This is a genomic window from Streptomyces sp. NPDC002386 (assembly GCF_053593175.1).
Genome location: NZ_JBSFBX010000012.1, coordinates 205,421 through 231,446, shown reverse-complemented (window position 1 = coordinate 231,446; position 26,026 = coordinate 205,421). Strand labels below are relative to the sequence as shown.

Below are 26,026 nucleotides of genomic sequence, written 5' to 3'. Positions count from 1 at the left end.
GGTCAGCGGCCGAGCGGGCGCCGGGGGAGCGGCGAGGAGTACACCACGCTCGTGGTCACCGAGCCCAGCCCGCCGATCCTTCCGGAGATCTCCTCCAGGTGCGGCATCGACCGGGCGGCGACCTTGATGACGAAGCAGTCGTCACCGGTCACGTGGTGGGCCTCCAGGATCTCCGGCGTCGCCGCCACCAGGTCGTGGAACGGCTTGTAGTTGCCGTGCGGGTAGCGGAGCCGGACGAAGGCGAGGATCGGCAGGCCGAGCCGCTCGGGGTCCACGACCGCCGCGTACCCCTGGATCACGCCGGCCTCCTCCAGCCGGCGGACCCGTTCGGTGACGGCGCTCGGTGACATCGAGACGGCCCGCGCCAGCTCCGCGTAGCTGGCCCGGCCCTCACGCTGCAGGACGTCCAGGATGCGCCAGTCGGTGGCGTCCGGGGAATACACGGTCATGCCGGATCAATAGCAGGGGAAACACCGGCCGATCAAGCGGAAGCCCGGGGATCGCCCCTTCGCCGGACGGGCCGGCAGCCATAGATTTCGGGCCATGATCACCGACTCCGTGAACCCCGTCCTGCGCGTCGCGCCCGCCGCCCCGGCCGAGGCCGCCACCCACTTCCGGGCCTCGCTGGCCTTCCACGCCGACGTATCCGACGTCGCCGCCGCACTCGCGGCCGGCGGCGACCCCGGCTTCGTCGTGGTCGACTCCCGTTCCACCGAGTCCTGGGACCAGGGGCACATCCCCGGCGCCGTCCACCTGCCCACCGCGCTCGTCCCGGAGCAGGCGGAGCGGCTCCTCGACAAGGCCGTGCCCGTGGTGACGTACTGCTGGGGCCCCGGCTGCAACGGCGCCACCCGTGCCGCCCTCGCACTCGCCGAACTCGGTTACCGGGTCAAGGAGATGCTCGGCGGTTTCGAGTACTGGGCGCGCGAGGGCTTCGCCTACGAGACCTGGCAGGGCGCGGACCGGCGCGACACCGACCCCCTGACCGCGCCGGCCGACGGCGAATGCGGCTGCTGACCCCGTCCGGTGATCGCCGTGCGTGTAGGTTCTGCCCATGTCTCGATACGCGGATCCGGGCGCACTGCAATGGGTGGAGTCGGGCGGAGGTCCCCTGATAGCCGTGCCGGAGACGGTCCTGCCGTTCTGGGCGGGCGCCGACAGCGAGGAGTTCGCCACCGACTACGACCGCGCCTGCGAGGTGGACGGGTACGCCGGCCTGCTCCCGGTCGGCGACAGCGCGGCCCTCGTCCTCGGTGACGAGCCCGCCGCCACCGCCTACCTGCCCGACCAGGGCGTCTTCGTACGCTGGTCGGCCGCGAACTCCGAGCGCGAACTGCTCGCCCACGTTCCCGCCGCGCTCGGCACCGCCGTGTGGGAACCCGAGGTCCGCTGGCAGGTACCCGGCCCGGTGGTGCTGTTCGACGCCGCCCGGCCGGGCGGGGCGGTGGACCGGACGGGACACCTGCGCGTGCCGCTGGCACCGGGCCCGTACGCGGTCGCCGCCGCCTACGCCCAGCCGGGCCCGGAGACCTGGCTGGGCCTGGTCAGGATCAGACCGCTCGCCCCCTGATCCGGCGGCCGCGGGTCAGCGCCGGTCGTCGAACGCGATCCGCAGGTGGCGCGGGCCGCGCAGCACCGCGTTCTGCCGGTAGGGCGGCGGATCCTCGACCAGCCGGGGGTTGTCCAGCCGCCGGGCCAGCTCGGACAGCGCGATCTGCGTCTCCAGACGGGCCAGCGGAGCGCCGAAGCAGCTGTGGATGCCGCTGCCGAAACCGAGGTGCTGGATGTCGCCGCGGTCCGGGTCGAACCGCTCGGGATGCTTGAAGCGCTCCGGGTCCCGGTTGCCGGCGGCGAGCATCAGCCAGATCCGCGAGCCCTTGGGGATGGTGACCCCGCGCACCTCGATGTCGGAGATGCAGGTGCGCTGCGGCACGATCTGCACCGGCGGCTCGTAGCGCAGCAGTTCCTCCACGATGTTGGCCGCGAGGCCGGGGTCCTCCCGCAGCCGTCGCAGGACGTCCGGGTGGCGCAGCAGGGTGAGCATGCCGTTGGTGATGAGGTTGACCGTCGTCTCGTGACCGGCGATCAGCAGCAGCACCGCGGTGCTCATCACCTCCATCATCGTCATGGCGCCTTCCGGGCCGCTGCTGTCGGCGAGGTCGGACAGCATGTCGTCCTGCGGATCCTTGGTGCGCTGCTCGACCAGCCCGGCCAGGTACATGCCGAGCTGCATCCGCGACTCCTGCGCCGCCTTCACGAACTCCTCGTCCGCGCTCTCGCGCGTCTCGGGGTCCAGGCTGGCGACGAGCGGATCCACCCAGGAGCGGAAGCGCGGCTCGTCCTCGCGGGGCACTCCCAGCAGCCGGCAGATGACCGTGACCGGGAACGGGTAGGCGAACTGGTCCACCAGGTCGATCTCGCGCGCGTCGCCGAAGCCGTCGATCAGCCCGCCGACGATCTCGTGCAGCTCGCCCCGCATGGACTCGATCCGGCGCGGCTTGTGGGGCGGCCCGAAGGCGCTGTTGGCGATCCGCCGCAGCCGGTCGTGCTCGGGCGGGTCGAGCCGGAGGAAGGACGGGGGCAGTCCGGTGCTCTGCGCCTCGGCCAGCTCGTCCCCGGCGGCGGCCAGGTTGGCGGCGTCGGAGCTGATCCGGGGATCGTGGAGCAGGCCCTCGATGTCCCAGTACGAGCTGATGACGTACGGGCCGTCCTCCTCCTCGTGCAGCACGGGCGTCTGGCGGAGCTCCTCGTACAGCGGATACGGGTCGGCGCGGTTGGCGAAGTCGGTGATCCGGCGGAACAGTGAGGCCTGCGTCATGACAAGTCCTTGGGGCGTCGGGGCCGCGGCGGCGTTCAGTGGTGGGCCGGTGTGAACACCAGTTGCTGGTCGGCCGGGGAGTAGCCGCTCAGCGTCACGGTGGGGCCGTGGGTCGGCAGGGACGGGTCGGGGAAGTCCGCGTCGACCGGCTGCCGGCCCTCGGGGCGCCGGTCCACCGTCGCGTACTCCACCGGGAACGGCGCGCCCCGCTCGATCTGCCGCTGGTAGAACTCCAGCCAGCGGGTGTTGTCGAAGCTGACCGCGGCGACCACCCGCCCCTTGTGGCCGTAGACGCCGACGAACCGGCGCTCGGCCAGCGAACCCTGCGTGATCATGATCTGGTCGCCCATGGGAGGCACGCCGACGGACTTGATGTTCACCCGGAACTGCGAGGACCAGAAGGCCGGCATCCACAGGTGCGGGCGCCGGTCGGCGCCCCGGCAGATCATGTTGTGCGCGGCGGTCTCCGCCTGGGCGACGGCGTTGCCCCAGTGCTCGAGGGAGAGGAACTGGTAGCCGAACAGCGCGTGCGGCGAGCGTGCGACGTCACCCGCGACGAACACGTCGTCGGTGACGATGCCCCGGAAGTCGAAGGCCCGGCAGCCGGCGTCGCAGGCGATGCCCCGCGGTCCCGCGCCGAGCCCCGACCCGGTCAGCCACTCGGTGTTGCGCAGCGAACCGAGCGAGACCACCACGACATCCGTCTCGACCTGGCCGCCGTCGGACAGATGGACCGCGCGGACCCGGCCGGCCGGGTCGCCCTCCAGCGCGGTGACCGTGACGCCGGTCCGCAGATCCACGCCGTTCTCGGTCTGGAGATCGGCGGCGACGGCGCCGATCACCCCGCCGAGCGCGCCCACCAGCGGGGCTCCGGCCCGCTCGGCCAGGGTGACGGCGAGGCCCATCTCCCGGCAGGCGGAGGCGACCTCGCAGCCGGCGAACCCGGCGCCGATGATGAACACCCGGCGCGCCGACCGCAGCCGCTGCAGCAGCCGGGCCGCGTCGTCGCGGGTGCGCAGCAGGAAGACGCCGTCCAGCCGGCCCTCCTCCTCCTTGAACCAGGGCCGGGCCCGCACCCCGGTCGTGATCAGCAGCCGGTCGTACTCCACCTCGTCCCCGTCGGCCAGCCGCACCCGCTTGGCGGACAGGTCGAGACCGGTCGCCGCCACGCCGAGCCGCCACTTGGCGTCGATCTCCCGGCGGTGGGGCAGCTCGGTGTGGTTCGGGGACGCCTTGCCCAGCAGCACGGCCTTGGACAGCGGCGGCCGGTCGTACGGTTCGTACGGCTCGTCACCGATCATCGTGAGCGAGCCGGTGAACCCCTCGGCGCGCAGCGTCTCGGCGGCCCGCAGTCCGGCCAGCGAGGCGCCGACGATCACGATCCGGCCCTCGCGCCGGAGCAGGTCCACGTGGTCAGCGGCCATCGGAGGCCTCCCCGGCGGAGCCGCGCGCACCGACGGCCGGGCCGTCGACACCGTCGGCGGTGATCGCCTGGACCGGGCAGGCGGCGACCGCCCGGGCCAGCCGTTCGCGCTGTCCCTCGTCCGCACGCGGGTTGTAGACCAGCGACTCCTCGCCGTGCATGGCGAAGACGTCGGGCGCCAGGAACGCGCACTGCGCGTACCCCTGGCACTTGTTGAGATCGACGACGAGCCGCATCGGCGCTCCGCCCTTCCGGTGGCCAGGTCCGGTGCTCACCACCCGCCCAGCGCGGGCGCCCCCGGACGGCGGTCATGTCCCGCTGGCCAGCATGGAAGCCGCGCGGGGGCGCCGCGCGCCGGGCGGTCCGTTCGGGTGAGCGGCCCCGCGCGGCGGACGGTCCGGACCCGCCGTCTCACGGGGCGGCGGGATCGGGAGGTCCGGTGCGGCGGTTCCCGAGGATGTACAGGCTCAGCGCCAGCGACCAGACGGGAAAGGCGAGCTCGGCCCACGGGACGTTCGACGAGATGAACAGCAGGGTGAACGCGGTCAGGACACCCAGGACCATGAGCCAGCGCGGGAGGACGCCGAGCCGGTGCCCGATCACCGACAGGGAGGACACGAAGACGGCCGCCATGCGCATCGCGTACCCGGTCAGCAGCGAGTACGCGAGATCGCGTCCCAGGTCCCACGCGGCCGGGTCGGGCGTGCCCCCGGAGGACCGGCTGATCTCCAGCACGGCGGCGGCCGCCGCCGCGCCGCCGAACATCGTGGCGGTGAAGACCAGCCCGCTGCCGAGCAGCACCGTGGCGAGGAACCTGTCCTCCACCTCACCCACATGGGCCCGCACGGCGCCGAGAAACCACAGGAAGAAGATCCCGGCGAACGGGATCAGGTCGAGCGCCCACTGCACCGCGTTCCGCTGCCCGGAGGCGGTGGCCGCCTGTGCGGCGACCGCCTCGGCTTCTTCCGGCATGGCCAGTCTGACCAGCACGATCGCCGCCGCCAGCAGCACCGCGAACACCACACCCGCCAGCCCGGCGGCCCGCGCCGTCTCCATCGCCTTCTGCCTCGGTCCCATGTCCCGCATGCCGGCCCGCCTCCCGTCGCACAGCCCGGGCACCAGCAAGCGGCCTCGTCCCGGTCCACGCCACCGGGGACGTCCGTACGGCCGAGCGGCCGCACGGGACGTGACCGGTGCCCGCGGGCCGGGACCGGCGGGCACCGGAGGGGGCTCCGGGCGGGAGGCGGGTGCGGGTCAGAGCCGGGAGAGCTCGTCCAGCAGGTCGTCCAGGCCCAGGGAGCCCTGGGACAGGGCGGCCATGTGCCAGGCCTTCAGGTCGAACGCGTCACCGTGCCGCGCGCGGGCGTTCTCGCGGCCCAGCAGCCACGCACGCTCGCCGAGCTTGTAACCGATCGCCTGGCCCGGGATCGTCAGGTACCTGGTCAGCTCGCTCTCCACGAAGTCCGCCGGACGGCTGCTGTGGGAGCCGAAGAACTCCTGCGCCAGCTCCGGCGTCCAGCGCTCTCCGGGATGGAACGGCGAGTCCGCCGGGATCTCCAGTTCCAGGTGCATGCCGATGTCGACGATCACCCGGGCCGCGCGCATCATCTGCGCGTCCAGGTAGCCGAGCCGCTCCTCGGGGTCCGTGAGATAGCCCAGTTCGTCCATCAGCCGCTCCGCGTACAGCGCCCAGCCCTCCGCGTTGGCGCTGACCCCGCCGACCGTGGCCTGGTAGCGGGAGAGGTCCTTCGCCACGTGCGCCCACTGCGCGAGCTGCAGATGGTGCCCGGGCACGCCCTCGTGGTACCACGTCGAGACCAGGTCGTACACCGGGAACCGGGTCAGACCCATGGTCGGCAGCCAGGTGCGGCCCGGACGCGAGAAGTCCTCCGACGGCGCGGTGTAGTACGGGGCCGCGGCGCCGCCGGGCGGGGCGATGTGCGACTCCACCCTCCGGACCCGGTCGGCGAGTTCGAAGTGCGTGCCGTCCAGGTCCGCGATGGCCCGGTCCATCAGGCCCTGCAGCCAGTCGCGGACCTCGTCGACGCCCTCGATGTGCCGGCCGTGCTCGTCCAGGTGCGCCAGCGCCACCCACGGCGTCGCGGCGCCGGGCAGGATCTTCTCCGCCTCCAGCTTCATCTCGCCGAGGATGCGGTGGAACTCCGACCAGCCGTACGCGTACGCCTCGTCCAGGTCCAGGTCGGTGCCGTTGAAGTAGCGGGCCCAGCGCGCGTACCGCTCGCGGCCCACCGTGTTCGGGGCACCCTCGACGGCCGGCGCGTACACGTCGCGCATCCAGTCCCGCAGCCCGGCCAGCGCGGCCGTCGCCGTGCGGGCCGCCTCGTCCAGTTCCGCGCGCAGCGCGTCCGGGCCGGCCGCGGCGAAGTCCTCGTACCAGCCGCGTCCCTTGCCGTCGGTGTCCGTCCACTCCGAGAGCTGCCCGATGTACGTCGCGGTCGGCCGGGGCGCCGCGTACAGCTTGCGCTCCAGACCCAGCTCCAGGGACTCCCGGTAGCCCGCGACCGCGGCCGGCACCGCGCGCAGCCGCTGCGCGATCGCCGCCCAGTCCTCCTCGGTCTGCGCCGGCATCACCGTGAACACGTCCCGCACCGAGTGCCCCGGCGTGCTCATGTTGCCGACGGCGCGCAGGTGTTCGTCGGCCTCGTGCACGGCCAGTTCGGCGGTCAGCCGCTCCCGCAGCAGCCGGCCGCAGCGACGCTCCACGTCACTGTCCGCACCGGGCCGCCGCTCGGCCTCGTCGAGCCGCGCGAGCGTCGTCCGCATCAGCTCCGCCAGGGCCTCCTGGCCGGCCGGGGAGAAGTCGGGCAGCCTGGTCGAACTCTCCTTCACACCGAGGTAGGTACCGGTGACCGGGTCGAGGGCGATGAGGTCGTCCACGTATGCGTCGGCGACCTGACGGGGCAGCGGGATCTGGGTCTCAGACATGGCGCCCATCCTCATACGCGGACAGTGTCTGCGTCACCCATGTATCCCGGATTCAGCCGGGGGCAGAAGGGGCCCGCAGTCCCACTGCTGGAAGATCAGCCGGGTCTCCACCCGGGCCACCTCCCGCCGCGCGGTGAACCCGTCCAGCACCAGCCGCTGCAGATCGGCCATGTCCGCCACGGCCACGTGCACCAGGTAGTCGTCGGGACCGGTCAGATGGAACACCGTCCGCGACTCGGGCAGCGCGCGGATCCGTTCCACGAACGGTCCCACCAGCTCCCGGCGGTGCGGCCGCACCTGCACCAGCAGCAGCGCCTCCAGGCCGCGCCCCAGCCTGGCCGGGTCGAGCCGGAGCTGGTGGCCGAGGATCACGCCCGCGCGGCGCAGCCGGGTCACCCGGTCAAGACACGTCGACGGAGCCACCCCGATCTGGGCGGCGAGATCGCGGTAGGTGGTCCGGGCGTCGTTCTGCAGCAGCCGCAGCAGATGAAGATCCACCGGATCCAGTGCGACGGATTCGGCCATGTGCCGAACGTAGCACGGTGTCTCACTCCCAGGGCCCGTCCGGTGTTCAACCTTCCGCCCATGGACACAGCGAGCACGGGTGCCTACGACGACGTACGCACCGCATCGAGAGCACTGGCCACCGAGGCCGTGCACGCCGGCCGCGACGATCTCGCCCGCCAGGGGCTGCACGCCCCGCCGATCGACCTGTCCACCACCTACCCCTCGTTCGACAGCCGCGGCGAGGCCGCCCGCATCGACGCCTTCGCCACCGACGGCGCCGACCCCGAGGGCCCGCCGATCTACGGCCGCCTCGGCAACCCGACCGTGGCCCGCTTCGAGACCGCCCTCGCCCGGCTGGAGGGCACCGAGTCCGCCGTCGCCTTCGCCAGCGGGATGGCCGCGCTCAGCGCGGTCCTTCTCGCGCGGTCCGCGACGGGCCTGCGTCATGTGGTCGCGGTACGCCCGCTGTACGGCTGCAGCGACCACCTGCTGACCGCCGGGCTCCTGGGCACCGAGGTCACCTGGACCGACCCGGCCGGGATCGCCGACGCGCTGCGCCCCGACACCGGTCTCGTGATGGTCGAGTCACCGGCCAACCCGACCCTCGCCGAGGTCGACCTGCGGGCGGTCGCCCACTCCTGCGGCTCGGTCCCGCTGCTCGCCGACAACACCTTCGCCACACCGGTGCTGCAGCGTCCCGCCGAACACGGCGCACGGCTGGTGCTGCACAGCGCCACCAAGTACCTCGGCGGCCACGGCGACGTCCTGGCCGGTGTGGTGGCCTGTGACGAGGAGTTCGCCGGACAGCTCCGGAAGATACGTTTCGCCACGGGCGGTGTCCTGCATCCGCTGGCGGGCTACCTGCTGCTGCGGGGCCTGTCCACGCTGCCGGTCCGGGTCCGGGCCGCCTCCGCGAGCGCCACCGAACTGGCCGGCCGGCTCGCCGCCGACCCGCGGGTGGCCCGCGTCCACTATCCGAAGCTGGGCGGCGCGATGGTCGCCTTCGAGGTGCACGGCGACCCGCACGAGGTGATCGCCCGGGTCGGCCTGATCACTCCGGCGGTCAGCCTCGGCAGCGTCGACAGCCTCATCCAGCACCCCGCGTCCATCAGCCACCGCATCGTCGACGCCGACGACCGGCGCGGCGCCGGGGTGAGCGACCGGCTGCTGCGGATGTCCGTGGGCCTGGAGGACGTCGACGACCTGTGGGCGGACCTGGACCAGGCGCTGGGGGAGCGGGCCCGCACGCCGGTCCCGCTGCGGGACGCCGTCCCCCTCCAGGAGTCCGTGGTCTGAACGGGCTCGCACCGACGACGGCGGCCCGGTACGGGGGTCCGGGCCGCCGTTCCCGCCGCGGCCTCAGTCGCGGCGGGCCGCCTCGCCGAGCCGCTCCCCGCGGCCCTCGTGCGACGTCCGGGCCGCGACGGCGGCTGAGCCGAGCCGTGCCGTGACCACCAGGGTGCCCTCCTCGATCTGGTAGTCCAGGGGCAGCCCGAGGCCGCGCATCGCGGCGACCATCCCGGTGTTGGAGGCCTGCGTCACGGCGTACACGCTCTCGCAGCCGGCCTCCGCGGCCATCGCCACCAGGCGGCCGAGCAGTTCGGCGCCGATGCCGCGCCGCTGCCAGGCGTCCTCGACCAGCAGCGCGACCTCGGTCTCGTCGCCGTCCCACAGCAGGTGGCCGAGGCCGACGACGCGTCCGGAGGCGGTCTGCGCGGCCAGCGTCCGGCCGAAACGGGGACTGAGCAGGTGGTTCAGATAGCGGTCGGCGTCCCCGGCCGGCCCGTGGTAGCGCAGGCCGAGGGTGTGCCGTGAGCACCGCTCGTGCATGGCCCTGGCCGCGGCGAGATCGCCGGTGTCCACCCGGCGCACGGTGATGTCGGCGCCCTCGGGCAGCGTCAGCACGTCGTGGCCGTCCGGGATCCGGGGACCGAGCCGGCTGTCCAGCTCCACCAGCGCCCTGGCCCGCGCGAACTCGGCCGGGGTGAACGGCAGATACGCCCGCTCCACGGTGAGTACACCGCCCTCGGGCGCCCGCAGCCGCATGACGGTGTCCTCCAGAACCCCCTCCTCGGGCACCGGCTCCGGCCCGCGGCCCCCGCCGAAGGGCCTGGCGGGCAGCGAACGGATGGTGCACCGGCCGAGCAACTGCCTGAGGGCCAGCGGCAGTTCCGCGGTGTCCAGCGCGGTGCGCGCCGCGAGGGCCAGGACCCGGGTCGGGGCGTCCACCAGATCGTGGGCGTCCGCCCGCTCGAGCCAGGTGGACGTGCCGCCGGCCAGCGACACCGTCCGGGTGAGCTCGGTCGCTGCGAGCGCCTCGGGCGCCCGCAGCAGGAACTCGTCCACGGTGCCCTCGGCCAGCGGGTGGGTCTGCAGGCTCAGGATGTCGACACGCTGTCCGGCCAGCGCCGTGCACAGCGCGGCCAGCGAGCCGGGTTCGTCCCGCACGGTGGTCCGCATCCGCCACAGCGTGCTCACCCGGGCCGTGTCCGGTGCCGACGCGTCCCGGTCCTGCGAGGGCCCGGCCGGCCGCACCTCGGCGGCCGGCCGGGCACCGGTATCCCCGCTCGGCGGCGCGTGCCCGTGGCGGCGTGCCCACCAGGTGTGGAAGCCCGCCGTCGCGGCCAGCACGACCGCCGAGATCACCAGCAGCGCGGGACCGTCGGGGCCGTGTCCGACCAGGTTGGCCACCCCGTCCGCCACCGCCACCGCGGTGAACAGGGCGGCGAGTTCGACGAGGTCCCGCCGCCAGTGGTGCACGGGCCGGCCGTGCTTCGTCCGGGTCACTCGAGACATGTCTGAAGTCATGCAGCCACTGTGAAGGAACGGTGTTGCGTGATCACGAACGATGTGTGACCGATGGGTAAAGCATGCTTCCGTCCTTTTTGTTGGACTTTCCAGTACTGCGGCCGGCTCAGGCGGCCGCTTCCACGGCCAGGGCGTCCCGCAGCCGCCGCGCCTCCGTGACGAGACGGGAGGAACCGCCGCGCGCGGCGGTCTCCGCCAGATGCGGCAGCTCCCCGCCCGCCCCGGACCGCTCGGCGCACTCCGCCGCCACCGCCAGCAGGTCCCCGAGGCCCCGCGCCGCCACGGCGGCCGCCTCGGGGCGCGCGGCCGCGAGTCCGGCCAGCGGAACGGGCAGGGCGTGCCGGAGCATCCGCCATGTCGTCGCCTCGGCGCCCGTCGACGCCGCCGTCCGCGCCGAGTCGGCCAGCCGCCGCGCCTTCACGGCTCCGCTCCCCACCAGTTCGCCCAGGTCCGTGCCCAGCCGGACCGTGTCGAGCTGTCCCCGCGCGGCCAGCGCCAGCAGGGCGTCCACCGCGGCCAGCCGGTCCTCCTGATGCCGTGCGCCGAGCCCGTACGCCACGCACAGGTGCACTGCGTCGCCGGCCTCGCCGTCCGCCTCGGCCAGCAGCGGCAGGACGCTCGCGCCCCGGCCGTCCTCCACCGCCGTGGCCGCGAGGTCGGGCAGCAGCCGTGCCGCGACCAGCTCGCGCCGCTCCGGCAGCACGGCGAGCCAGTGCGGGCGTATCGAGTCGTCCCAGTGGTGGCAGTGCCGTCGCTCGGTGAACGCGGACACCGGACGGGCGAGCCAGTGGAACTCCGGCGGGAAACCGCGCCGCAGCTCGGGGACTTCGGCCGTCTCCACCAGGATCTTCGGACCCCTGGTCCGCCGGCCGGCCGCCTCCGGGGCGGTGGCGCCGGTACGCAGCCAGCGGGCGAGCCGCGTCGCGGAGGACTCGGTGCCGGCGCCCAGCCAGCGGGCGAGCCGGGCGCCCTCCCGGGTCCCCAGCGTCCTCGCCCGGACCGCCGCCGCCCGGGCCGCGGCCTCGTCGTCCCTGCGCACCCGCAGCAAGGCCTGGCCGAAGTCGGTCGGGCACACCCGCGCGTCCAGACGCCGGTACTCGGCGAGGCGGTCCACCAGCTCGCCGGGCTCCAGCAGCCCCGTGCTCCAGGTGGGCGTGGCGAGCAGCAGCGGAAGCGGCTCCGCGCGCAGACGGTGGGCCAGCGCGTGCAGCCGGGCGTCGAAGACCCGGGCGAGACCGCTGTGCGCGCAGCCGTGCGCGCTCGGCGGGCGTCTCACGGCATTGAGGAGATCGGAGGTGCGGACCCGGTCGTGCAGGACCGCGAGGAGCAGATCGAGGCCCTCCCGGGCGCTGCTGTGGCCGAAGCGGGTGTCGACGGGCAGGTGGTCCACGCCCTGCCGGTTCGCGGCGGCCCACCAGCGCTGCGAGACCACCGGCACGAGGGCCTCGCGCAGAGCGTCCGCGTCCCGGTACGCGTGGCGCGCCAGGCCGTCCAGGGCCCGCTCGAACGTGGCGACGTCCCCGCCCGAGGCGAGCAGCGCGCCCAGCTCCTCGGCCAGTTCCTCGGCCGTCGCCGGCGCGGGTGCGAGCCCGACCGGCTCGGGCACGGGCGGCAGCACCTCCTCGTACGCCGCCCGCGGCTCCACCGCGATGTCCAGCAGGGCCGCCGCCCGGGTGCGCAACGCCGGCGTCAACTGATCCGCTGCGGAGCAGAGTTCGTCCCGCGCCTCGGGGCCGTCCAGCTTCCCCAGGTGCCGTTCGACCAGTTTGAGCGCCCGTTCCTGCATCTGGACGTCCTCGTGGCCGAAGGTCCGCGCCACGACGGGCAGCAGCTCCGCCACGGCGCCCGGGTCACGCGTGAGGACCTTGCCGAGCAGCACGAGCTGGGCGCGGACCAGCTTCCTCTCGACCCGGAACAGCAGCCCCTCGGAGGCTTCGGCGAGCTGGCGCACGGTCAGCCCGTCGTCCAGCGCCAGCGCACCGAGGACCGTCTGCGCGTGCGCGGCGACGGGGGAGGCCGCGTCACGCGCGAGCGCCGTCCAGTCGGCGATCCGGGCCCGCTCCTCCTCCCGGGTGAGACCCAGCCCGGTCAGGACTGGCAGCAGGATCCGGTGGTCGGTGCCGCCGGCGCCGCGCAGCAGCCGGGACACACAGGCGTCGAGGAGGAGCGCGCGGTCCAGCAGTCCCTCCCGGGCCAGCGCCGCGAGCGCGCTCGGCCAGGAGTCCGGCCCGTCGCCGAGCAGCCAGCGGATCTCGGTCAGATCCGGGAGGGCGAAGAGACCGGCGACCAGCGGGGCGAGGTTCGGCTCGCGGCGCAGGCGGTCGAGGACCCGGCCTCCGCGCCGGCCGCCGCCGATGTGCCGGACCCAGCCGGTCACGTAGGCGTCCGTCGCCGGCACCTCGCACCCCGACCGGCTCACCAGCCCTGCCATCAGCTCGTACGGCACGTCCGCCGACACGGGACGCCGCGCCAGCCGGTGCGCGACATCGGCCAGCCAGCCGGCGCCCCGGGTCTCCAGGGCGCGCAACAGGGCGTCGGTGGGCGCGTGCCGCCGGCGCATGTCGCTCGCCCCGATCCAGGCGGCGGCCGCGGCGGCGCCCGTGTGGCAGGCGGCCCCGGCCAGGTGCAGAGCCGGGCGGACCCCCTCCGAGCGGCTGTCCCACGGAGAGAACTCCCGCAACTCCGCGCGCAGCGCCTTCAGTCCGGGCAGGCACGCGCGCCGCTCGGCGACCGTCAGGCCCCGCACCACGCGCAGCGTCTCCGCCGTGTTCCCGGCCCGTACCGCCTCCATCAGCGCACTCATCGCACACCCCCGTCGATTCCCGCCGGGGCCGGCTCCACCGCGGCGCCCCGCCGCACCATCCGCACCGCCAGGGCGTGCTTGCACGGTCCGCGCCCGCCCCGGTACTTCGCCCACCACAGGCAGCTGCAGCTGAGCACCCCCGCCTCGTCCCGCACGCGGTGCGCGTGACCGTCCTCGGCGGTCACCGTGGCCACGGTGCCGTCCCGGGTCACCGCCCCGGCCGCCACCAGCGCCCGCGCCGAGCGCAGCCGTGGGTTGTGCCGTTCGACGCGCCCGGCGTCGTAGGGCAGCTCCCGGTGGAAGTAGGCGGCCTCCGCCGTGTCGTAGCCGACGCGGCCCGAGGTGCCGAGGCGGACCAGGGCGGCGCGCACCCGGCCGGGTGCGAGACCCAAGGCCGCCGCGAGGTCGGCCACGTCGATGCGGGGCTCCCACGCCAGCAGGACCGAGATCAGCTCGGCGTCCCCCGCGGTCTCCTCGGTCGCGAGCGCGTCCAGGACGCCGCCCTCGCCGGAGAAGCCGCGGGAGGCGTCCGGCGACAGGGTCAGCGTGAGCCGCATGCCGGGCAGGACGATCTCCCAGGATGCGGCCGCACCGGCCGCCCCCGCCGCGGTGCCGACCGCGGGTCCGTACACCCGCAGGGCCGTCGCGTGCCGCAGCACCCGCCGCAGCGCGGTCAGCCGCTCCGGGCCCGGCAGGCACACGGCGCCCGGCACCGGCCGGGTCGTCGGCCGGAGGCCGCGGCCCACCGGCACCACCCAGCGCGGCCCGCCGGCCGGCCGCCGCCCCCCGCCCGCCCCGGGCAGCCCGCGCAGGAACCGCACCGCCTCGCCGGCCGGGAGCTCCGCCCGCAGGTCGAACCCGGCCGCGATCACCTGGGCCTCGGCGAAGCCCCGCAGCCACCGGTCCGGCAGCGGGACCTTCTTCTCGATCACGCGGCCGGCCGTAGTGGTGACCGCCAACTCCTCCGGACCGACCCGCAGATGCATGGGATCGTCCGAGCCGATCCGGGACAGGGCCTGTCGCAGCGGGTCGTTGACGTCGACGTTCGTCGTGCCGTGCCCCACCGCGCCGCCGTCCAGGCCGGGGGCGAGGACGTCCATCCGGGCGTACACCCCGCCGCAGCCCGAGAAGGACTCGAAGCGCAGCCGGTCCCCGTTGCCGGTCACCACGGGGTCCAGCGAGGCGGGCGACTGCGGCTGGTGGTAGCGCGTCGCGGCCACGTCCGCCACCGCCAGCAGCGCCGCCGCGGCGGCCTGAGGCGCGGTCAGGAAACCGGAGAAGAACCGCGGATGGTCCTCCGCGCCCGTGGGCGTCGCGCCCCGGGACGTTTCCAGGCCGAGGCGTCGCCCGTGCGCCGCGGACTCGAGCGCGGAGGGTCGCCGATAGGCCACGGCCTGCAGTGATCGCGTCATGGGAGAAACCGTAGAGGCGACCACTGACAACCGGTCCGGCCTGCGAGAACGCCCTCCGGACGGGAGTTGGCGGGGACCCGGGACGTGCCGCGCTCCGGGGGATGACGCCGGTGCGCGGCACGGCATCGAGGGTACGGGACCCGAGGGCGCCGGCCGGGCCCTACTGACCGACCCGGCCCGGCTGCAGCGTCCGCGTGAAGAGCACCGTGCCGTCCTGCTCGCGCAGCCGTACCGTCAGTTCCCCGCTGCCGCCGTCGATGTCGACCTCGCCGAAGAACTGGTAGCCGCCGGCCGGTGAGACGTTCGACGCGGCCGGCGCCTTCACGAACACCCGCTCCGGGCCGAAGGTGCCGTCCAGCGCGCTTGCCGGGAAGGCGCCGGCGTTCAGCGGGCCCGAGACGAACTCCCAGAACGGCTCGAAGTCGGTGAACGCCGCCCGCGACGGCTGGTAGTGCTGCGCCGAGGTGTGGTGCACGTCCGCCGTGAGCCACACCGTGCCGGTGATCCGGCGGTGCTTGACGAAGCGCAGCAGCTCCGCGATCTGCAGCTCCCGGCCCAGCGGCGCCCCGGGGTCGCCCTGCGCGACCGCCTCGAAGTTCGGCCTGCTCTCCGTGGTGTCGGGCACCACGAGACCGAGCGGCATGTCCGCGGCGATCACCTTCCACACCGCCCGCGACCGTGCCAGCTCCCGCTTCAGCCAGTCGAGCTGCTCACGGCCGAGGATGCCCTGCGGGTCCGAGGTCTGGTCGTCGGGCGAGTTGGCGTCGCGGTAGGTGCGCATGTCCAGCACGAACACGTCCAGCAGCGGCCCTTGGCGCAGCACCCGGTGGACCCGGCCCTCCTTCGCGCCCGGCCGCAGTGTGGAGAGCGGGAAGTACTCGCTGAACGCCCGCCGGGCGCGCGCCGCCAGCACGTCGATGCTCTTCTCGGTGTACCGGGTGTCCGAGGAGGCGATCACCTCGCCCGGGTACCAGTTGTTGCGCACCTCGTGGTCGTCCCACTGCACGATCGACGGCACCTGGGCGTTGAACCGCCTGAGGCTGTCGTCCAGCAGGTTGTAGCGGAAGTTGCCCCGGTACTCGGCGAGGGTCTCGGCGACCTTCGCCTTCTCCTCGGTGGTGACGTTCCGCCAGGTGCCGCCGTCGGGCAGGGCCTGGGTGGCGGCGACGGGGCCGTCGGCGTAGATGGTGTCGCCGCTGCACAGGAAGAAGTCCGGGTCCAGCTTCGCCATCGCGTCGAAGATCCGGTAGCCGCCCAGGTCGGGGTTGATGCCCCAGCCCTGCCCGGCCAGGTCGCCCGACCACAGGAAGCGCACACCGTCCCGGCGGTGCCGGGAGGCGGTGCGGAAGGTGCCGGTCACCGGCTCGCCGGTGCGGCGCGGGTCGTCGGGGTCGGCGAGCAGCACCCGGTAGTGGATCTGCTCGCCGGAGGGCAGGCCGTGCAGCCGGGTGGTGCCGGTGAAGTCCGTGCCGGCGCCCAGCAGCGGGCCGTGCCACCGGCGCGGGTTCCGGAACGACTCGGTGGCCGCGGTCTCCAGGATCATCCGGGCCGGCCGGTCCGAACGCACCCAGACCAGGCCGGAGTCGGCGGTCACGTCGCCCGTCTGCACGCCCCAGTCCGCCGAGGGACGCCCGGAGCGGGCGAAGGCGGGGGCCGCGCCGAGGCCGACGGGCAGGGTCAGGGCCGCCGACGCGGCCAGGGAGCCGCGCAGCACGCCGCGGCGGCCGGGGAAGGGACGGTGGGACATGGCTGTGCCTCCAGGGACGGGATCCGGCCAGTGTGCGGAGCCACACCTACTGGGGCGTCGCGGCGCGCGCGCGAACCGCAGGTGAACAATGGGCCGTCCCCGGGGCGTTCGGCCGGTCAGCGGCTGCCGTCGAGGATGACGCGGGCGACCAGCGCCGGGTCGTCGTTCATCGGGACGTGCCCGCAGCCGGGCAGCCGTACGAGACGGGCGTGCGGGATGATCGTCTTGGCGCGGACACCCTGGCGGCGCACCAGGAGCCGGTCCTGGGTGCCCCAGGCGACGGTGACCGGCAGTCCCGGCAGATCGTCCGTGAACCGGACGGTGACACCCGCCCGCAGGGTCGCGCCGAAGCCGGTGGCGCCGGCCAGCGCGAGCGTCTCGGCGACCACGGCCTCGGGGGAACGGCGGCCGGGGCGGCGGTAGATGGTGCTGGTCAGCGCGGTGCGCCCGGCCGCGGAGCGCGACAGCCGTTCCACCAGGGGCAGCGGCAGACGCTGGGCCACGCCCCGCATGGTCTGCAGCATCGCGAAGGCGTAGCGGCGTTCGGCCTGCGTCCAGAACCCGGCGGGGGAGAGGGCGGTGACGGACCGCACGAGCCTCTCGCGGCCCAGCTCCAGGGCCAGCAGGCCGCCCAGCGAGTTGCCGGCCACGTGCGGTCGGTCGAGTTCCAGCTCCTCGAACAGGGCCGCGAGCACGGCGTTGGTCGTGGGCAGGTCGTAGGTCAGGCCGCCCGGCAGGCCGGGGGACGCGCCGAAGCCCGGCAGGTCCACCGCGATCACCTCGCGCTCGGTGGCGAGGATGTCGACCACCGGGTCCCAGGCCTGCCGGTGGTGGCCGATGCCGTGCAGCAGGACCAGTGGCGCACCGCGTCCCACGCGCGCGTAGGAGACGGTCACGTCCCTCGGGCCGTGCGGGGTGGGGACCGGGAAGGTGGCGGTGGCGGACATGGAGTGCTCCTCGTCTGGTCTGCTGACGGACGCCGTAGACAGCTTGTCAGCAATTGCTACCGACGGGTAGCCCCTTGCTCGCCCCCGAGTTCCGCGGCGCTGACCGCCCCGGGCACCGCGGCGCGACCGGCTCCTCCGGATCGTCGCACCCGCCCACCTGTGCGAACGCCGCATGAACGCTGCGCGCCGCCGCCCCTGTGTGTTCCCTCAGGGACCGAGGATTGGTCTTGACCAAGGGGGTGGGCCGCCTTATGGTCGCAGACAAGTGCAACAACCTTTAATAAACAAGGGCGCTAAAAACCGCCGGACCACGGCACTTGCGGAGGACAGGGTGGGGACCACGCAGCTGGAACCGGTGCCGGAACCGAAGTACTGGCACCTCAAGACCGTGCTCAGTGAGGCACTCGACTCGGAGTTCTCGGTCGGCGAGATCCTGCCCAACGAGCGCGATCTGGCCGCCCGCTTCGGCGTTGCCCGTGCCACGCTCCGCCAGGCCCTCGAACAACTGGAGCTGGAGGGCCGGCTGCAGCGCCGGCGCGGCGTCGGTACGACCGTGGCGCCCCCGCGCGTGGGCGTGGCCGTGGGCAGCCGGCAGCACTCCTGGCCCGGCTCCGCCGACGACGCCTGGCAGCCCGTGGACTGCGTCCGCTCCGCGCCGCCCGCCGCGGTGGCCGCCGCCCTGGAGACCGCCGCCGGTGAGCCGGTGCACGTCGTGCGCCGCTCGCGGATGTCGGGCGGCCAGCGCGTCGCCACCGAACTGCTCCACGTCCCCGACGCCGCGGTGCCCGACCTGACCGCGATCGACGCCGCCGGCGCGGCACGCGCGCGTGCGGTGCTCCGCGAGCTGCAGCGCCTGGAGCTCGAGGGCCAGGACCGTGCCGTCGAGCTGGGCTCGGCCCGCGCGGACGACGCCAAGGACCTCGACCGGCTGCCCGGCGCGCCCGTCCTCGTCGTCACCACGCGTTTCTTCGCCGAGGGCCGCACCGCCGCGCTCTCCGTGGCGACCTACCGCGCGGACACCTGCCGGCTGACCTTCGGCGACTCGCCCGACGTGGAGATACACCACGACCCCGAGCGGCGCGCCTCCTGAACCACGCACGCCCGCCCGCGCCCCGGACTTGCACCGGGGCGCGGGCGGGCGTTCTCCGCGCCGGCCGTCGCCGCGCCCACGACGAGCACGCGGCCGGTCTCAACGCCGCGCGGTGACCGTTCCCTCCACCGCGAACAGCTCCGCCTCGACGTGGTCGAGGGCCAGCCGCAGCGCGCCCGTGGCCACGGCCGCCCCGCCCAGCGCGGACAGCGCCACCCTGGGCGGGCGCAGGCAGTAGCGCGCGAGCTCGCGGCGCAGCGGATCGAGCACACCGTCCAGGCCGGCCGCCCAGCCGCCGATCACCACCAGCTCGGGATCGAGGGCCAGCACCAGCGCGGCCACGTCGTGGACGAGCCGCTGGATGAACCGTTCGACCGCCGCCCCGGCCCGCTGGTCGCCCTCCCGGGCCAGCGCGAACACCTCGGCGACCGCCTGCTCGTCCAGCGGGTGCAGCGGCTCGTCGGTGGTGGACAGCAGGGTCTCCGGGGTCACCTCCCGGCCCAGCAGATGCAGCGCGCCGATCTCCCCGGCCGCCCCGCCGTACCCCCGGTGCAGCCGCCCGCCGATCAGCGCGCCCGCGCCCGGGCTGAGCCCGGCCAGGACGAACACCAGGTCGTCGGTCTCCGTCGCCGCGCCCTTCCAGTGCTCGGCGACGGCCGCCGCGTTGGCGTCGTTCTCCACCAGCACCGGGCACCTGAAGGAACGGCTCAGCCGTTCGCCGAGCCGCAGGCCCGTCCAGCCCGGCAGCGCCGTGCCCAGCCGTACCGTCCCGTCCGCCTCCACGATCCCGGGAGAGGCCACACCGACCGCCCGCAGCGAGCCGCGCGCCACCCCGGCCCGGCGCAGCAGTTCGGCGACCGCCCCGCGCAGCCGGTCCAGCCGCTCGTCCGCCGGCGCCGTCTCGGCCACCTCCTTGGCCTGCGTGCCCAGCACCCGCCCGTCCAGGTCGGACAGGAGGGCGGCGACCCGGTGCGGACCGATCTCCAGGCCCAGCAGGTGTCCCGCCTCGGCCCGGAACCGGAACCGGCGGGCGGGCCGCCCCTGACGGCGCGCGGTGCCCTCGTCGGCGGCCTTCTCGACCACCAGACCGGCCTCGATGAGCCCCTCGACGACGCCCTCGACCGTCGGCCGGGACAGACCGGTGACCCGGGTGACCTCGGTGAGCGTCGCGCAGTCCGTGGCCCGCAACGCGTGCAGCACCACCGCGGAGTTGATCCTTCGCAGCAGCGAGGGATCGCCGCCGGTAAGCTGCCCCACCGTCCGTCCTCCCAGCTCGCGGGCGTGTTGGGCGGATCGTACTCGGCCCGGCCCACCCCTGCGAGTGCCGGGCCCCGCCGGCCCGGCGGCCGCCGCCGGGGTCAGCCCGGCGAGACGAACCCCGACTCGTACGCGGCGATCACCGCCTGGGTGCGGTCCCGCGCCCCCAGCTTGGCCAGCACGGCGCTCACGTGCGACTTCACCGTCTCCGCCCCGACCACCAGCCGGGCGGCGATCTCCGCGTTCGACAGCCCCCGCGCCATCAGCCGCAGCACCTCCGCCTCCCGCTCCGTCAGACTGGCCCCGGTCAGCGGTGTGCCGGCCGCGCGCCGCTCCCCGAACCGGTCGGCGAGGCGCCGCACCGACGCCGGGAACAGCAGCGACTCGCCGTCCGCCACCAGCCGCACCGCGTGGACGATCTCGGCCGGCCGGGACCGCTTCAGCAGGAACCCGTCGGCGCCGGCCCGCAGTGCCTCGTACACGAACTCGTCGTCCTCGAAGGTGGTCACCACGATGATCTTGGGCGGTGCGTCCACCGTGCGCAGCACCGCGCGCGTGGCCTCGATCCCGTCCATCAGCGGCATCCGGACGTCCATCGCGACCACGTCCGGCCGCAGCCGGCGCACGAGCGGGATGACCGCCGCCCCGTCGGCTGCCTCACCCACCACGCGGATGTCGGGCTGCGACTCCAGCACGGCGCGCAGACCCGCGCGCACCAGGGGCTCGTCGTCGACCAGGAGTACGGTGACCGGCATTCGGCCAGCGTAGATCAACCGAGCGGAAGCTCCGCACGCACCTGCCAGTCGCCCTCGTCGGGGCCCGTGCGGGCACTGCCCCCGAGCAGCGCGGCCCGCTCCCGCATCCCGCGCAGCCCGCTGCCCCGTCCGGACACGGGCAGCGCGGCCGGCAGCGGGTTGCGGACCTCCAGGGTGAGCGCGTCCCCGCGCACGGCCACCCGGACCCGCACCGGCACGGCCCCGGCATGCCGCAGCACGTTGGTGAGCGCCTCCTGCAGGATCCGGTACCCCTCGCGCGAGACCGGCCCCGGTACGGCCGCCACCGGGCCGGTCACCTCGGCGTCGACCTTGGCGCCGGAGGCGCGGGCCGACTCCAGCAGCCGGTCGGCGTCGGCCAGGGTGGGCCGGGCGCTCGCCGGCCGCTCCGACTCGCGCAGCACCCCGAGCACCCGCTCCAGATCGTCGAGTGCGGCCCGGCCGGTCTCCTCGATGGCCTCCAGGGCCCGGTCGGTGAACTCCGGATCACCCGCGGCCCGCGCCGCCCCCGCCTGCACCACCGCCACCGTCAGGGCGTGCCCGATGGAGTCGTGCAACTCCCGTGCGATCCTGGCGCGTTCCAGCAGCCGTTCGGTGCGCTCCTCCAGCGCGGCGAGCCGCTCGGCGGCGGACGGCCCGAGGAACCGGCGGGCCCACGCGGTGATCAGCTCACCGAGTCCGACGACGGCCCCGTACAGGACGAGCAGCGGCACCGGCGCCAGCAGCGCCCACGCCCGGCCGGGCGGCAGCAGGTCCAGCACGGGCACCCCGGAAGGAGCGTGCCCCCAGGCGCACTTCGCCAGCTCGTACGCCGCGATCGGCATCCACACCGTGCAGAGCGCCGTCACCCAGCCGAGGAGCACCCGCAGCTCCAGCCACAGCACCGTGCGGCCACGGTCCCGCCAACTCGTCGACGGGGTGGCGGAGATGCCGGGATCCTGCGCGCCGGGTGTCAGCAGCAGCCGGCCCTGGACGCCCTCGCCCACGCGCACGGCTGGCACGAGGCCGACCGCGACGAGCACGAGCGCGGGCACCCAGGGCCTCGACTCGTCGACCAGCATCCACACGCTCTGCAGCAGCATGGGAACCCACAGATGCAGCAGGCGTGTGTACGTCGTCCCGCGCGACAGCGGGCGCAGGAAGCGGACCATGGGCCCATCCTCGCAGGGGCCCCGGCGGCGAACCTCCCCCGCACGGGGGAGAGGCTCTCCACCGGCGGGGGAGGATCCGGCGCCCGTTCCCCGCGAGGCTGTTCGCCATGACCAGCATCGACGTACGAGACCTCACCAAGGAGTACGCCGGCCGGCGCGCCGTGGACCGGCTCACCTTCGGCGTCCGGCCCGGCCGCGTCACCGGCTTCCTGGGGCCCAACGGCGCCGGCAAGTCCACCACCATGCGGCTCGTCCTCGGCCTCGACCGGCCCACCTCCGGGACCGCCACGATCGGCGGCCGCGCCTACGCCGAACTCCCCGACCCGCTGCGCCGGGTGGGCGCCCTCCTGGACGCCGGGGCCGCGCACGGCTCCCGGACCGCGCGCGACCATCTGCGGGCCCTGGCGGTGAGCAACCGCATCCCGGCCCACCGGGTGGACACCGTCCTGGAGCGGACCGGGCTCGCCGCGGTGGCCCGCCGCCGGGTGCGGACGTACTCCCTGGGCATGCGCCAGCGGCTCGGTATCGCCGCCGCCCTCCTCGGCGACCCGGAGGTGGTCCTGCTGGACGAGCCCGCCAACGGCCTGGACCCGGAGGGCATCATCTGGATCCGCACCCTGCTGCGCGGCCTCGCGGACGAGGGCCGTACGGTCCTCGTCTCCAGCCATCTGATGAACGAGACGGCCGCCTTCGCCGACCACCTGGTGATCCTCGGCCGGGGCCGTCTCCTCGCCGACACACCGGTCCAGGAGTTCATCCACGCGCGCGTGCGCCCCGCGGTCAGGATCCGCACCACCGACGCCGGCGCGCTCGGCGGCCTGCTCACCCGCCACGGCCACGACGCCTCCCAGGACGAGGACGGCGTCTGGACCGTGCGGCACGCGCGCGTGGACGACATCGGCCGCCTGGTCTCGGAGGCGGGCGTGCCCGTGCTGGAACTGTCCGCCCAGGAGGCCACTCTCGAAGAGGCCTACCTCGATCTGACGGCCGCCGAGGCCGAGTTCACCGCCCAGCCCCAGGAGGTCTGACCATGCCGTTCACCCCGGTTCTGCACGCGGAGTGGATCAAGATCCGCACCCTGCGCTCGCTCGTCGGCAGCCTGGCCGCCGTCCTCCTCGCCACCGTCGCGTTCTCCGCGCTCGCCTCCGCCGACGCGGACGGCACCGATCCGCTGTTCTCCGTGTTCTTCGGCGTCAACTTCGGGCAGATCGCCGCGATCGCCTTCGGCACGACGGCCGTCTCCTCCGAGTTCCGGGGCGGTGCGCTGCGGCTGACGCTGGCGGCCGTACCGGACCGGCGGCGATGGTTCGCCGCGAAGGTGACGGCGATCGCCCTGCCGGTGCTGGCGACGGGTCTGCTCACCGGCCTCGTGACCCTGCTGGTGGGCAAGGCAGTCCTCGGCGGGTCCGGCCCCGCCTGGACCGAGGGGCTGCGCGGCGCCGTGGGCTGCGGCCTCCAGCTCACGCTGATGGCCCTGTTCGCCGCGGGACTCACGACCGTGCTGCGCAGCGGCGTCGCGACGCTCTCCGTGCTGATCCCGTTCCTGCTGATCGTGTCCTTCGTCATCGGCGACATGTCCTCGGGCGTGGCCGACCTGCTGCCCGACCGGGCCGGCCAGGTCGCCCTGCACAGCACCCATGACGGAGCGCTCGGCCCCTGGACCGGACTCGGGGTGGCGGGGCTCTGGGCGGCGGCCGCCCTCTGCGCGGGGGCGTGGAGTGTGCGGCACAGGGACGCCTGACGGCACGCCAATTGTCAGTGGGGCCGGTTTTACTGGAGCACATGGACATCGCGAACTGTCTCGCTCTGATCGAGCGGCTGTGCGCACGGGACTTCCCGGCGGAGCACGGCAGGACGGACGTCGGGTCGGGAGGGCCCGGTTACCTGATAGCCGAAATACAGACCAGCGGCGACTTCCACGAGGACGGCGGCGCCGGGTGGGAGACGGTGGAGGCGCAGTACGAGGCCGACCGGGACGCGCTCGGCGAGCGCCTCGCCGAGCGGTGGGGGCCGGCGGACGTGTTCAGCCTGGCCGGCGTGTTCCTGCGGACCGCGGAGGGGCAGGAGGCGGCCGAGCCCTGGGGCACGCTGGCCTCGCACGTACCGGATCTGCACCTGTGGCGGGCGGAGCCGGACCGCTGGGTCGCCCTGGGGGTGTCCCAGTGGGACGGCGAACTGCCCTTCCAGCTCCTGGCGGTGGTCACGGAGACGGACCCGCCCTGACCCGTCAGTCCCGCTCCTCCGCCGCCTTCCGCAGCCGCGCGAACTCCTCCGCCATCGTCGCCGCGGTCCAGTGCGCGTTCAGCCCGCTGGGGTTGGGCAGCACCCACACCCGGGTGTCGCCGATGGCGCCCTCCTGCGGACCCACCCCTGCCCTGCGGTCGCCGAAGGCGGCCCGGTACGCCGTCACGCCGACCACCGCGAGCCACTTCGGCCTCAGCCGCGTCACCCTGGCCGTCAGCGACCGGCCGCCCGCCACGTACTCCTCGGCGCTCAGCTCGTCGGCGCGAGCGGTCGCCCGTGCCACGACATTGGTGACACCGAGCCCGTACGTCAGCAGTTCCCGCTGCTCGGCGGGCTTCAGAAGCCTCGGCGTGAAGCCGGACAGGTGCAGCACCGGCCAGAACCGGTTGCCCGGGCGGGCGAAGTGATGCCCCGTCGCCGCGGACATCAGACCGGGGTTGATGCCGCAGAAGAGCACCCGGAGGCCGTCCGCGACCACGTCCGGGACGAGACGGTCGCGGGCGGCCTCCAGTTCCGCCGGGGTGAAGCGGGTCAGAGGATCGCTCCCGGGGTGTAACCCGCGGCCTCGGGGTGCTGCTTGACGATCTCCTCGATCCGGCCGACGACCACGCCGACCTGGGCGGCGGCCGCACCGGTGAAGGACAGCTTGTCGGCCATCAGCGCGGCCAGTTCGTCGCGTCCCAGCGGCAGCCGCTCGTCGGCGGCGAGCTTGTCGAGCAGGTCGTTGCGCTCGGCACCCTGCTCGCGCATCGCGAGTGCGGTGGCCACGGCGTTCTCCTTGATGGCCTCGTGCCCGACCTCACGGCCCACACCCGCCCGCACGGCGCCCATGAGCACCTTGGTGGTGGCGAGGAACGGCAGGTACCGGTCCAGCTCGCGGGCGACGACGGCCGGGAAGGCACCGAACTCGTCGAGCACGGTCAGGAAGGTCTCCAGCAGGCCGTCCAGCGCGAAGAACGCGTCGGGGAGGGCCACCCGGCGCACCACCGAGCAGGAGACGTCGCCCTCGTTCCACTGGTCGCCCGCCAGCTCGCCGGTCATCGAGGCGTAGCCGCGCAGGATCACCATCAGGCCGTTGACGCGCTCGCAGGAGCGGGTGTTCATCTTGTGCGGCATGGCCGAGGAGCCCACCTGGCCCGGCTTGAAGCCCTCGGTGACGAGCTCGTGCCCGGCCATCAGCCGGATCGTCTTCGCCAGCGAGGACGGCGCCGCGGCGAGCTGCACCAGCGCGGTCACGACCTCGTAGTCCAGCGAGCGCGGGTACACCTGGCCGACCGAGGTGAACGCCTGCGAGAAGCCCAGGTGCCGCGCGATGCGGTCCTCCAGCTCGGCGAGCTTGGCCGCGTCGCCGCCGAGCAGGTCCAGCATGTCCTGGGCGGTGCCGACCGGGCCCTTGATGCCGCGCAGCGGGTAGCGGCCCAGCAGCTCCTCGACGCGGCCGTGGGCGACCAGCAGCTCGTCGGCGGCGGTGGCGAACCGCTTGCCGAGGGTGGTGGCCTGCGCGGCCACGTTGTGCGAGCGGCCGGCCATGACCAGCTCGGCGTACTCGCCCGCCAGCTTGCCGAGCCGGGCGAGGACGGCCACGGTGCGGTCGCGCACCAGCTCCAGGGAGAGCCGGATCTGAAGCTGCTCGACGTTCTCGGTGAGGTCGCGGGAGGTCATCCCCTTGTGCACGTGCTCGTGCCCGGCGAGGTCGTTGAACTCCTCGATCCGCGCCTTCACGTCGTGCCGGGTGACCTTCTCGCGCTCGGCGATCGAGGCCAGGTCGACGGTGTCGAGGACGCGCTCGTAGTCGGCGATCGCCTCGTCCGGCACCTCGATGCCGAGGTCCTTCTGGGCCCGCAGCACGGCGAGCCAGAGCTGCCGCTCCAGCCTCACCTTCTGCTCGGGGGACCAGAGCGTGGCGAGCTCGGCGGAGGCGTAGCGTCCGGCGAGGACGTTCGGGATGCGGGGCTTGGCGGGAGCGGAAGTCACGTGTCCAGATTCTACTGGCGGTTCGTGCAGGCCAGCGCCACGGCCCCGTTCGGCGGAAGCTACGAGAGCCACGTCACGTGGAGGAGGTGGCCGCCCGTCGCCGGAACGCGGCCCGGCCCCTCGGCG

Annotated in this window: 24 protein-coding genes; 7 read left to right on the top strand and 17 right to left on the bottom strand. The window is 74.4% G+C overall.

Going from position 1 to position 26,026, the window contains the following annotated elements; translation table 11 throughout:
• Positions 1-2: 2 nt before the first annotated feature.
• The gene (locus tag ACWCPN_RS24480; protein WP_199209682.1) at positions 3-449 is read right to left on the bottom strand and encodes an Lrp/AsnC family transcriptional regulator; all 447 of its coding nucleotides are present in this window, start codon (positions 447-449) and stop codon (positions 3-5) included.
• A gap of 94 nt (positions 450-543) precedes the next feature.
• Between ACWCPN_RS24480 and ACWCPN_RS24475 the strand changes: the two genes are divergently transcribed.
• Together ACWCPN_RS24475 and ACWCPN_RS24470 are read left to right on the top strand one after the other, a co-directional pair.
• Positions 544-1,017, top strand: coding sequence for a rhodanese-like domain-containing protein (locus ACWCPN_RS24475; RefSeq protein WP_451209846.1), 474 nt, complete (start codon positions 544-546; stop codon positions 1,015-1,017).
• Between the two features lie 37 nt (positions 1,018-1,054).
• Complete coding sequence (locus tag ACWCPN_RS24470) at positions 1,055-1,570, top strand: immunity 21 family protein (protein WP_392293852.1); 516 nt, start codon at positions 1,055-1,057, stop codon at positions 1,568-1,570.
• Between the two features lie 15 nt (positions 1,571-1,585).
• Here the strand turns inward: ACWCPN_RS24470 and ACWCPN_RS24465 are convergent, their stop codons facing one another.
• From ACWCPN_RS24465 to ACWCPN_RS24440, 6 genes are all read right to left on the bottom strand, one after another.
• Entirely contained in the window at positions 1,586-2,818 is a 1,233-nt protein-coding gene (locus ACWCPN_RS24465) for a cytochrome P450 (RefSeq protein WP_451209842.1), read from the bottom strand.
• A gap of 35 nt (positions 2,819-2,853) precedes the next feature.
• Positions 2,854-4,242 carry an NAD(P)/FAD-dependent oxidoreductase gene (locus ACWCPN_RS24460; RefSeq protein ID WP_451209839.1) on the bottom strand — a complete coding sequence of 463 codons (1,389 nt, stop codon included), beginning with the start codon at positions 4,240-4,242 and terminating at the stop codon, positions 2,854-2,856.
• Positions 4,232-4,477, bottom strand: a complete 246-nt coding sequence (locus tag ACWCPN_RS24455; protein WP_451209836.1) for a ferredoxin — start codon at positions 4,475-4,477, stop codon at positions 4,232-4,234. Before ACWCPN_RS24455 ends, ACWCPN_RS24460 begins: the two co-directional genes overlap by 11 nt.
• Positions 4,478-4,652: 175 nt before the next feature.
• Complete coding sequence (locus ACWCPN_RS24450) at positions 4,653-5,327, bottom strand: hypothetical protein (protein ID WP_451209833.1); 675 nt, start codon at positions 5,325-5,327, stop codon at positions 4,653-4,655.
• A gap of 168 nt (positions 5,328-5,495) precedes the next feature.
• Positions 5,496-7,187: a DUF885 domain-containing protein gene (locus ACWCPN_RS24445; RefSeq protein ID WP_451209830.1), complete on the bottom strand. Its 1,692-nt coding sequence runs from the start codon at positions 7,185-7,187 to the stop codon at positions 5,496-5,498.
• Positions 7,188-7,220: 33 nt separating this feature from the next.
• The gene (locus ACWCPN_RS24440) at positions 7,221-7,712 is read right to left on the bottom strand and encodes an Lrp/AsnC family transcriptional regulator (protein ID WP_199209677.1); all 492 of its coding nucleotides are present in this window, start codon (positions 7,710-7,712) and stop codon (positions 7,221-7,223) included.
• Positions 7,713-7,772: 60 nt separating this feature from the next.
• Here ACWCPN_RS24440 and ACWCPN_RS24435 point away from each other — a divergent pair, with 60 nt between their 5' ends.
• Positions 7,773-8,990, top strand: coding sequence for a trans-sulfuration enzyme family protein (locus tag ACWCPN_RS24435; protein ID WP_451209826.1), 1,218 nt, complete (start codon positions 7,773-7,775; stop codon positions 8,988-8,990).
• Between the two features lie 63 nt (positions 8,991-9,053).
• Here the strand turns inward: ACWCPN_RS24435 and ACWCPN_RS24430 are convergent, their stop codons facing one another.
• The 5 genes from ACWCPN_RS24430 to ACWCPN_RS24410 form a co-directional block, all read right to left on the bottom strand.
• Entirely contained in the window at positions 9,054-10,490 is a 1,437-nt protein-coding gene (locus ACWCPN_RS24430; RefSeq protein ID WP_451209822.1) for a GNAT family N-acetyltransferase, read from the bottom strand.
• A 118-nt stretch (positions 10,491-10,608) separates the two neighbouring features.
• Positions 10,609-13,305: a DUF7824 domain-containing protein gene (locus ACWCPN_RS24425; RefSeq protein ID WP_451209819.1), complete on the bottom strand. Its 2,697-nt coding sequence runs from the start codon at positions 13,303-13,305 to the stop codon at positions 10,609-10,611.
• A complete protein-coding gene (locus ACWCPN_RS24420) occupies positions 13,302-14,717 on the bottom strand; it encodes an SWIM zinc finger family protein (RefSeq protein WP_451209815.1) in 1,416 nt (471 codons plus the stop codon). Before ACWCPN_RS24420 ends, ACWCPN_RS24425 begins: the two co-directional genes overlap by 4 nt.
• A 160-nt stretch (positions 14,718-14,877) precedes the next feature.
• Entirely contained in the window at positions 14,878-16,464 is a 1,587-nt protein-coding gene (locus ACWCPN_RS24415) for an alkaline phosphatase D family protein (RefSeq protein WP_451209812.1), read from the bottom strand.
• Between the two features lie 116 nt (positions 16,465-16,580).
• Positions 16,581-17,411 (bottom strand): alpha/beta fold hydrolase, encoded by an 831-nt coding sequence (locus ACWCPN_RS24410; protein ID WP_392293845.1) that lies wholly within the window; start codon positions 17,409-17,411, stop codon positions 16,581-16,583.
• 331 nt (positions 17,412-17,742) lie between these two features.
• Between ACWCPN_RS24410 and ACWCPN_RS24405 the strand changes: the two genes are divergently transcribed.
• Positions 17,743-18,501, top strand: a complete 759-nt coding sequence (locus ACWCPN_RS24405) for a GntR family transcriptional regulator (protein WP_451209808.1) — start codon at positions 17,743-17,745, stop codon at positions 18,499-18,501.
• A gap of 99 nt (positions 18,502-18,600) precedes the next feature.
• Here the strand turns inward: ACWCPN_RS24405 and ACWCPN_RS24400 are convergent, their stop codons facing one another.
• The 3 genes from ACWCPN_RS24400 to ACWCPN_RS24390 form a co-directional block, all read right to left on the bottom strand.
• Positions 18,601-19,758, bottom strand: a complete 1,158-nt coding sequence (locus ACWCPN_RS24400) for an ROK family transcriptional regulator (protein WP_392293843.1) — start codon at positions 19,756-19,758, stop codon at positions 18,601-18,603.
• Positions 19,759-19,859: 101 nt separating this feature from the next.
• Positions 19,860-20,513, bottom strand: a complete 654-nt coding sequence (locus ACWCPN_RS24395) for a response regulator (RefSeq protein ID WP_451209805.1) — start codon at positions 20,511-20,513, stop codon at positions 19,860-19,862.
• Between the two features lie 14 nt (positions 20,514-20,527).
• The gene (locus ACWCPN_RS24390) at positions 20,528-21,682 is read right to left on the bottom strand and encodes a sensor histidine kinase (protein WP_451209802.1); all 1,155 of its coding nucleotides are present in this window, start codon (positions 21,680-21,682) and stop codon (positions 20,528-20,530) included.
• A gap of 107 nt (positions 21,683-21,789) precedes the next feature.
• On the opposite strand from ACWCPN_RS24390, the gene ACWCPN_RS24385 reads away from it, so the two are divergent.
• Genes ACWCPN_RS24385 through ACWCPN_RS24375 form a run of 3 tightly spaced genes read left to right on the top strand, consistent with a single transcriptional unit; the run spans position 21,790 to position 23,905 of the window.
• A complete protein-coding gene (locus ACWCPN_RS24385) occupies positions 21,790-22,710 on the top strand; it encodes an ABC transporter ATP-binding protein (protein ID WP_451209799.1) in 921 nt (306 codons plus the stop codon).
• A gap of 2 nt (positions 22,711-22,712) precedes the next feature.
• A complete protein-coding gene (locus ACWCPN_RS24380) occupies positions 22,713-23,423 on the top strand; it encodes an ABC transporter permease (protein ID WP_451209797.1) in 711 nt (236 codons plus the stop codon).
• Positions 23,424-23,464: 41 nt separating this feature from the next.
• Entirely contained in the window at positions 23,465-23,905 is a 441-nt protein-coding gene (locus ACWCPN_RS24375) for a hypothetical protein (protein ID WP_451209794.1), read from the top strand.
• 4 nt (positions 23,906-23,909) lie between these two features.
• Here the strand turns inward: ACWCPN_RS24375 and mug are convergent, their stop codons facing one another.
• A complete protein-coding gene (gene mug / locus ACWCPN_RS24370; RefSeq protein ID WP_451209966.1) occupies positions 23,910-24,461 on the bottom strand; it encodes a G/U mismatch-specific DNA glycosylase in 552 nt (183 codons plus the stop codon).
• On the bottom strand, positions 24,458-25,900 hold the full coding sequence (gene purB, locus ACWCPN_RS24365; protein ID WP_199209665.1) for an adenylosuccinate lyase: 1,443 nt from the start codon (positions 25,898-25,900) through the stop codon (positions 24,458-24,460). Before purB ends, mug begins: the two co-directional genes overlap by 4 nt.
• Between the last annotated feature and the right edge of the window lie 126 nt (positions 25,901-26,026).

Excerpts from the sequence above, each read along its gene's own strand:
- ACWCPN_RS24480 (WP_199209682.1), bottom strand. The coding sequence starts at position 449 with ATGACCGTGTATTCCCCGGACGCCACCGACTGGCGCATCCTGGACGTC.
- ACWCPN_RS24475 (WP_451209846.1), top strand. The coding sequence starts at position 544 with ATGATCACCGACTCCGTGAACCCCGTCCTGCGCGTCGCGCCCGCCGCC.
- ACWCPN_RS24470 (WP_392293852.1), top strand. The coding sequence starts at position 1,055 with ATGTCTCGATACGCGGATCCGGGCGCACTGCAATGGGTGGAGTCGGGC.
- ACWCPN_RS24465 (WP_451209842.1), bottom strand. The coding sequence starts at position 2,818 with ATGACGCAGGCCTCACTGTTCCGCCGGATCACCGACTTCGCCAACCGC.
- ACWCPN_RS24460 (WP_451209839.1), bottom strand. The coding sequence starts at position 4,242 with ATGGCCGCTGACCACGTGGACCTGCTCCGGCGCGAGGGCCGGATCGTG.
- ACWCPN_RS24455 (WP_451209836.1), bottom strand. The coding sequence starts at position 4,477 with ATGCGGCTCGTCGTCGATCTCAACAAGTGCCAGGGGTACGCGCAGTGC.
- ACWCPN_RS24450 (WP_451209833.1), bottom strand. The coding sequence starts at position 5,327 with ATGCGGGACATGGGACCGAGGCAGAAGGCGATGGAGACGGCGCGGGCC.
- ACWCPN_RS24445 (WP_451209830.1), bottom strand. The coding sequence starts at position 7,187 with ATGTCTGAGACCCAGATCCCGCTGCCCCGTCAGGTCGCCGACGCATAC.
- ACWCPN_RS24440 (WP_199209677.1), bottom strand. The coding sequence starts at position 7,712 with ATGGCCGAATCCGTCGCACTGGATCCGGTGGATCTTCATCTGCTGCGG.
- ACWCPN_RS24435 (WP_451209826.1), top strand. The coding sequence starts at position 7,773 with ATGGACACAGCGAGCACGGGTGCCTACGACGACGTACGCACCGCATCG.
- ACWCPN_RS24430 (WP_451209822.1), bottom strand. The coding sequence starts at position 10,490 with ATGTCTCGAGTGACCCGGACGAAGCACGGCCGGCCCGTGCACCACTGG.
- ACWCPN_RS24425 (WP_451209819.1), bottom strand. The coding sequence starts at position 13,305 with ATGAGTGCGCTGATGGAGGCGGTACGGGCCGGGAACACGGCGGAGACG.
- ACWCPN_RS24420 (WP_451209815.1), bottom strand. The coding sequence starts at position 14,717 with ATGACGCGATCACTGCAGGCCGTGGCCTATCGGCGACCCTCCGCGCTC.
- ACWCPN_RS24415 (WP_451209812.1), bottom strand. The coding sequence starts at position 16,464 with ATGTCCCACCGTCCCTTCCCCGGCCGCCGCGGCGTGCTGCGCGGCTCC.
- ACWCPN_RS24410 (WP_392293845.1), bottom strand. The coding sequence starts at position 17,411 with ATGTCCGCCACCGCCACCTTCCCGGTCCCCACCCCGCACGGCCCGAGG.
- ACWCPN_RS24395 (WP_451209805.1), bottom strand. The coding sequence starts at position 20,513 with ATGCCGGTCACCGTACTCCTGGTCGACGACGAGCCCCTGGTGCGCGCG.
- ACWCPN_RS24390 (WP_451209802.1), bottom strand. The coding sequence starts at position 21,682 with ATGGTCCGCTTCCTGCGCCCGCTGTCGCGCGGGACGACGTACACACGC.
- ACWCPN_RS24385 (WP_451209799.1), top strand. The coding sequence starts at position 21,790 with ATGACCAGCATCGACGTACGAGACCTCACCAAGGAGTACGCCGGCCGG.
- ACWCPN_RS24380 (WP_451209797.1), top strand. The coding sequence starts at position 22,713 with ATGCCGTTCACCCCGGTTCTGCACGCGGAGTGGATCAAGATCCGCACC.
- ACWCPN_RS24375 (WP_451209794.1), top strand. The coding sequence starts at position 23,465 with ATGGACATCGCGAACTGTCTCGCTCTGATCGAGCGGCTGTGCGCACGG.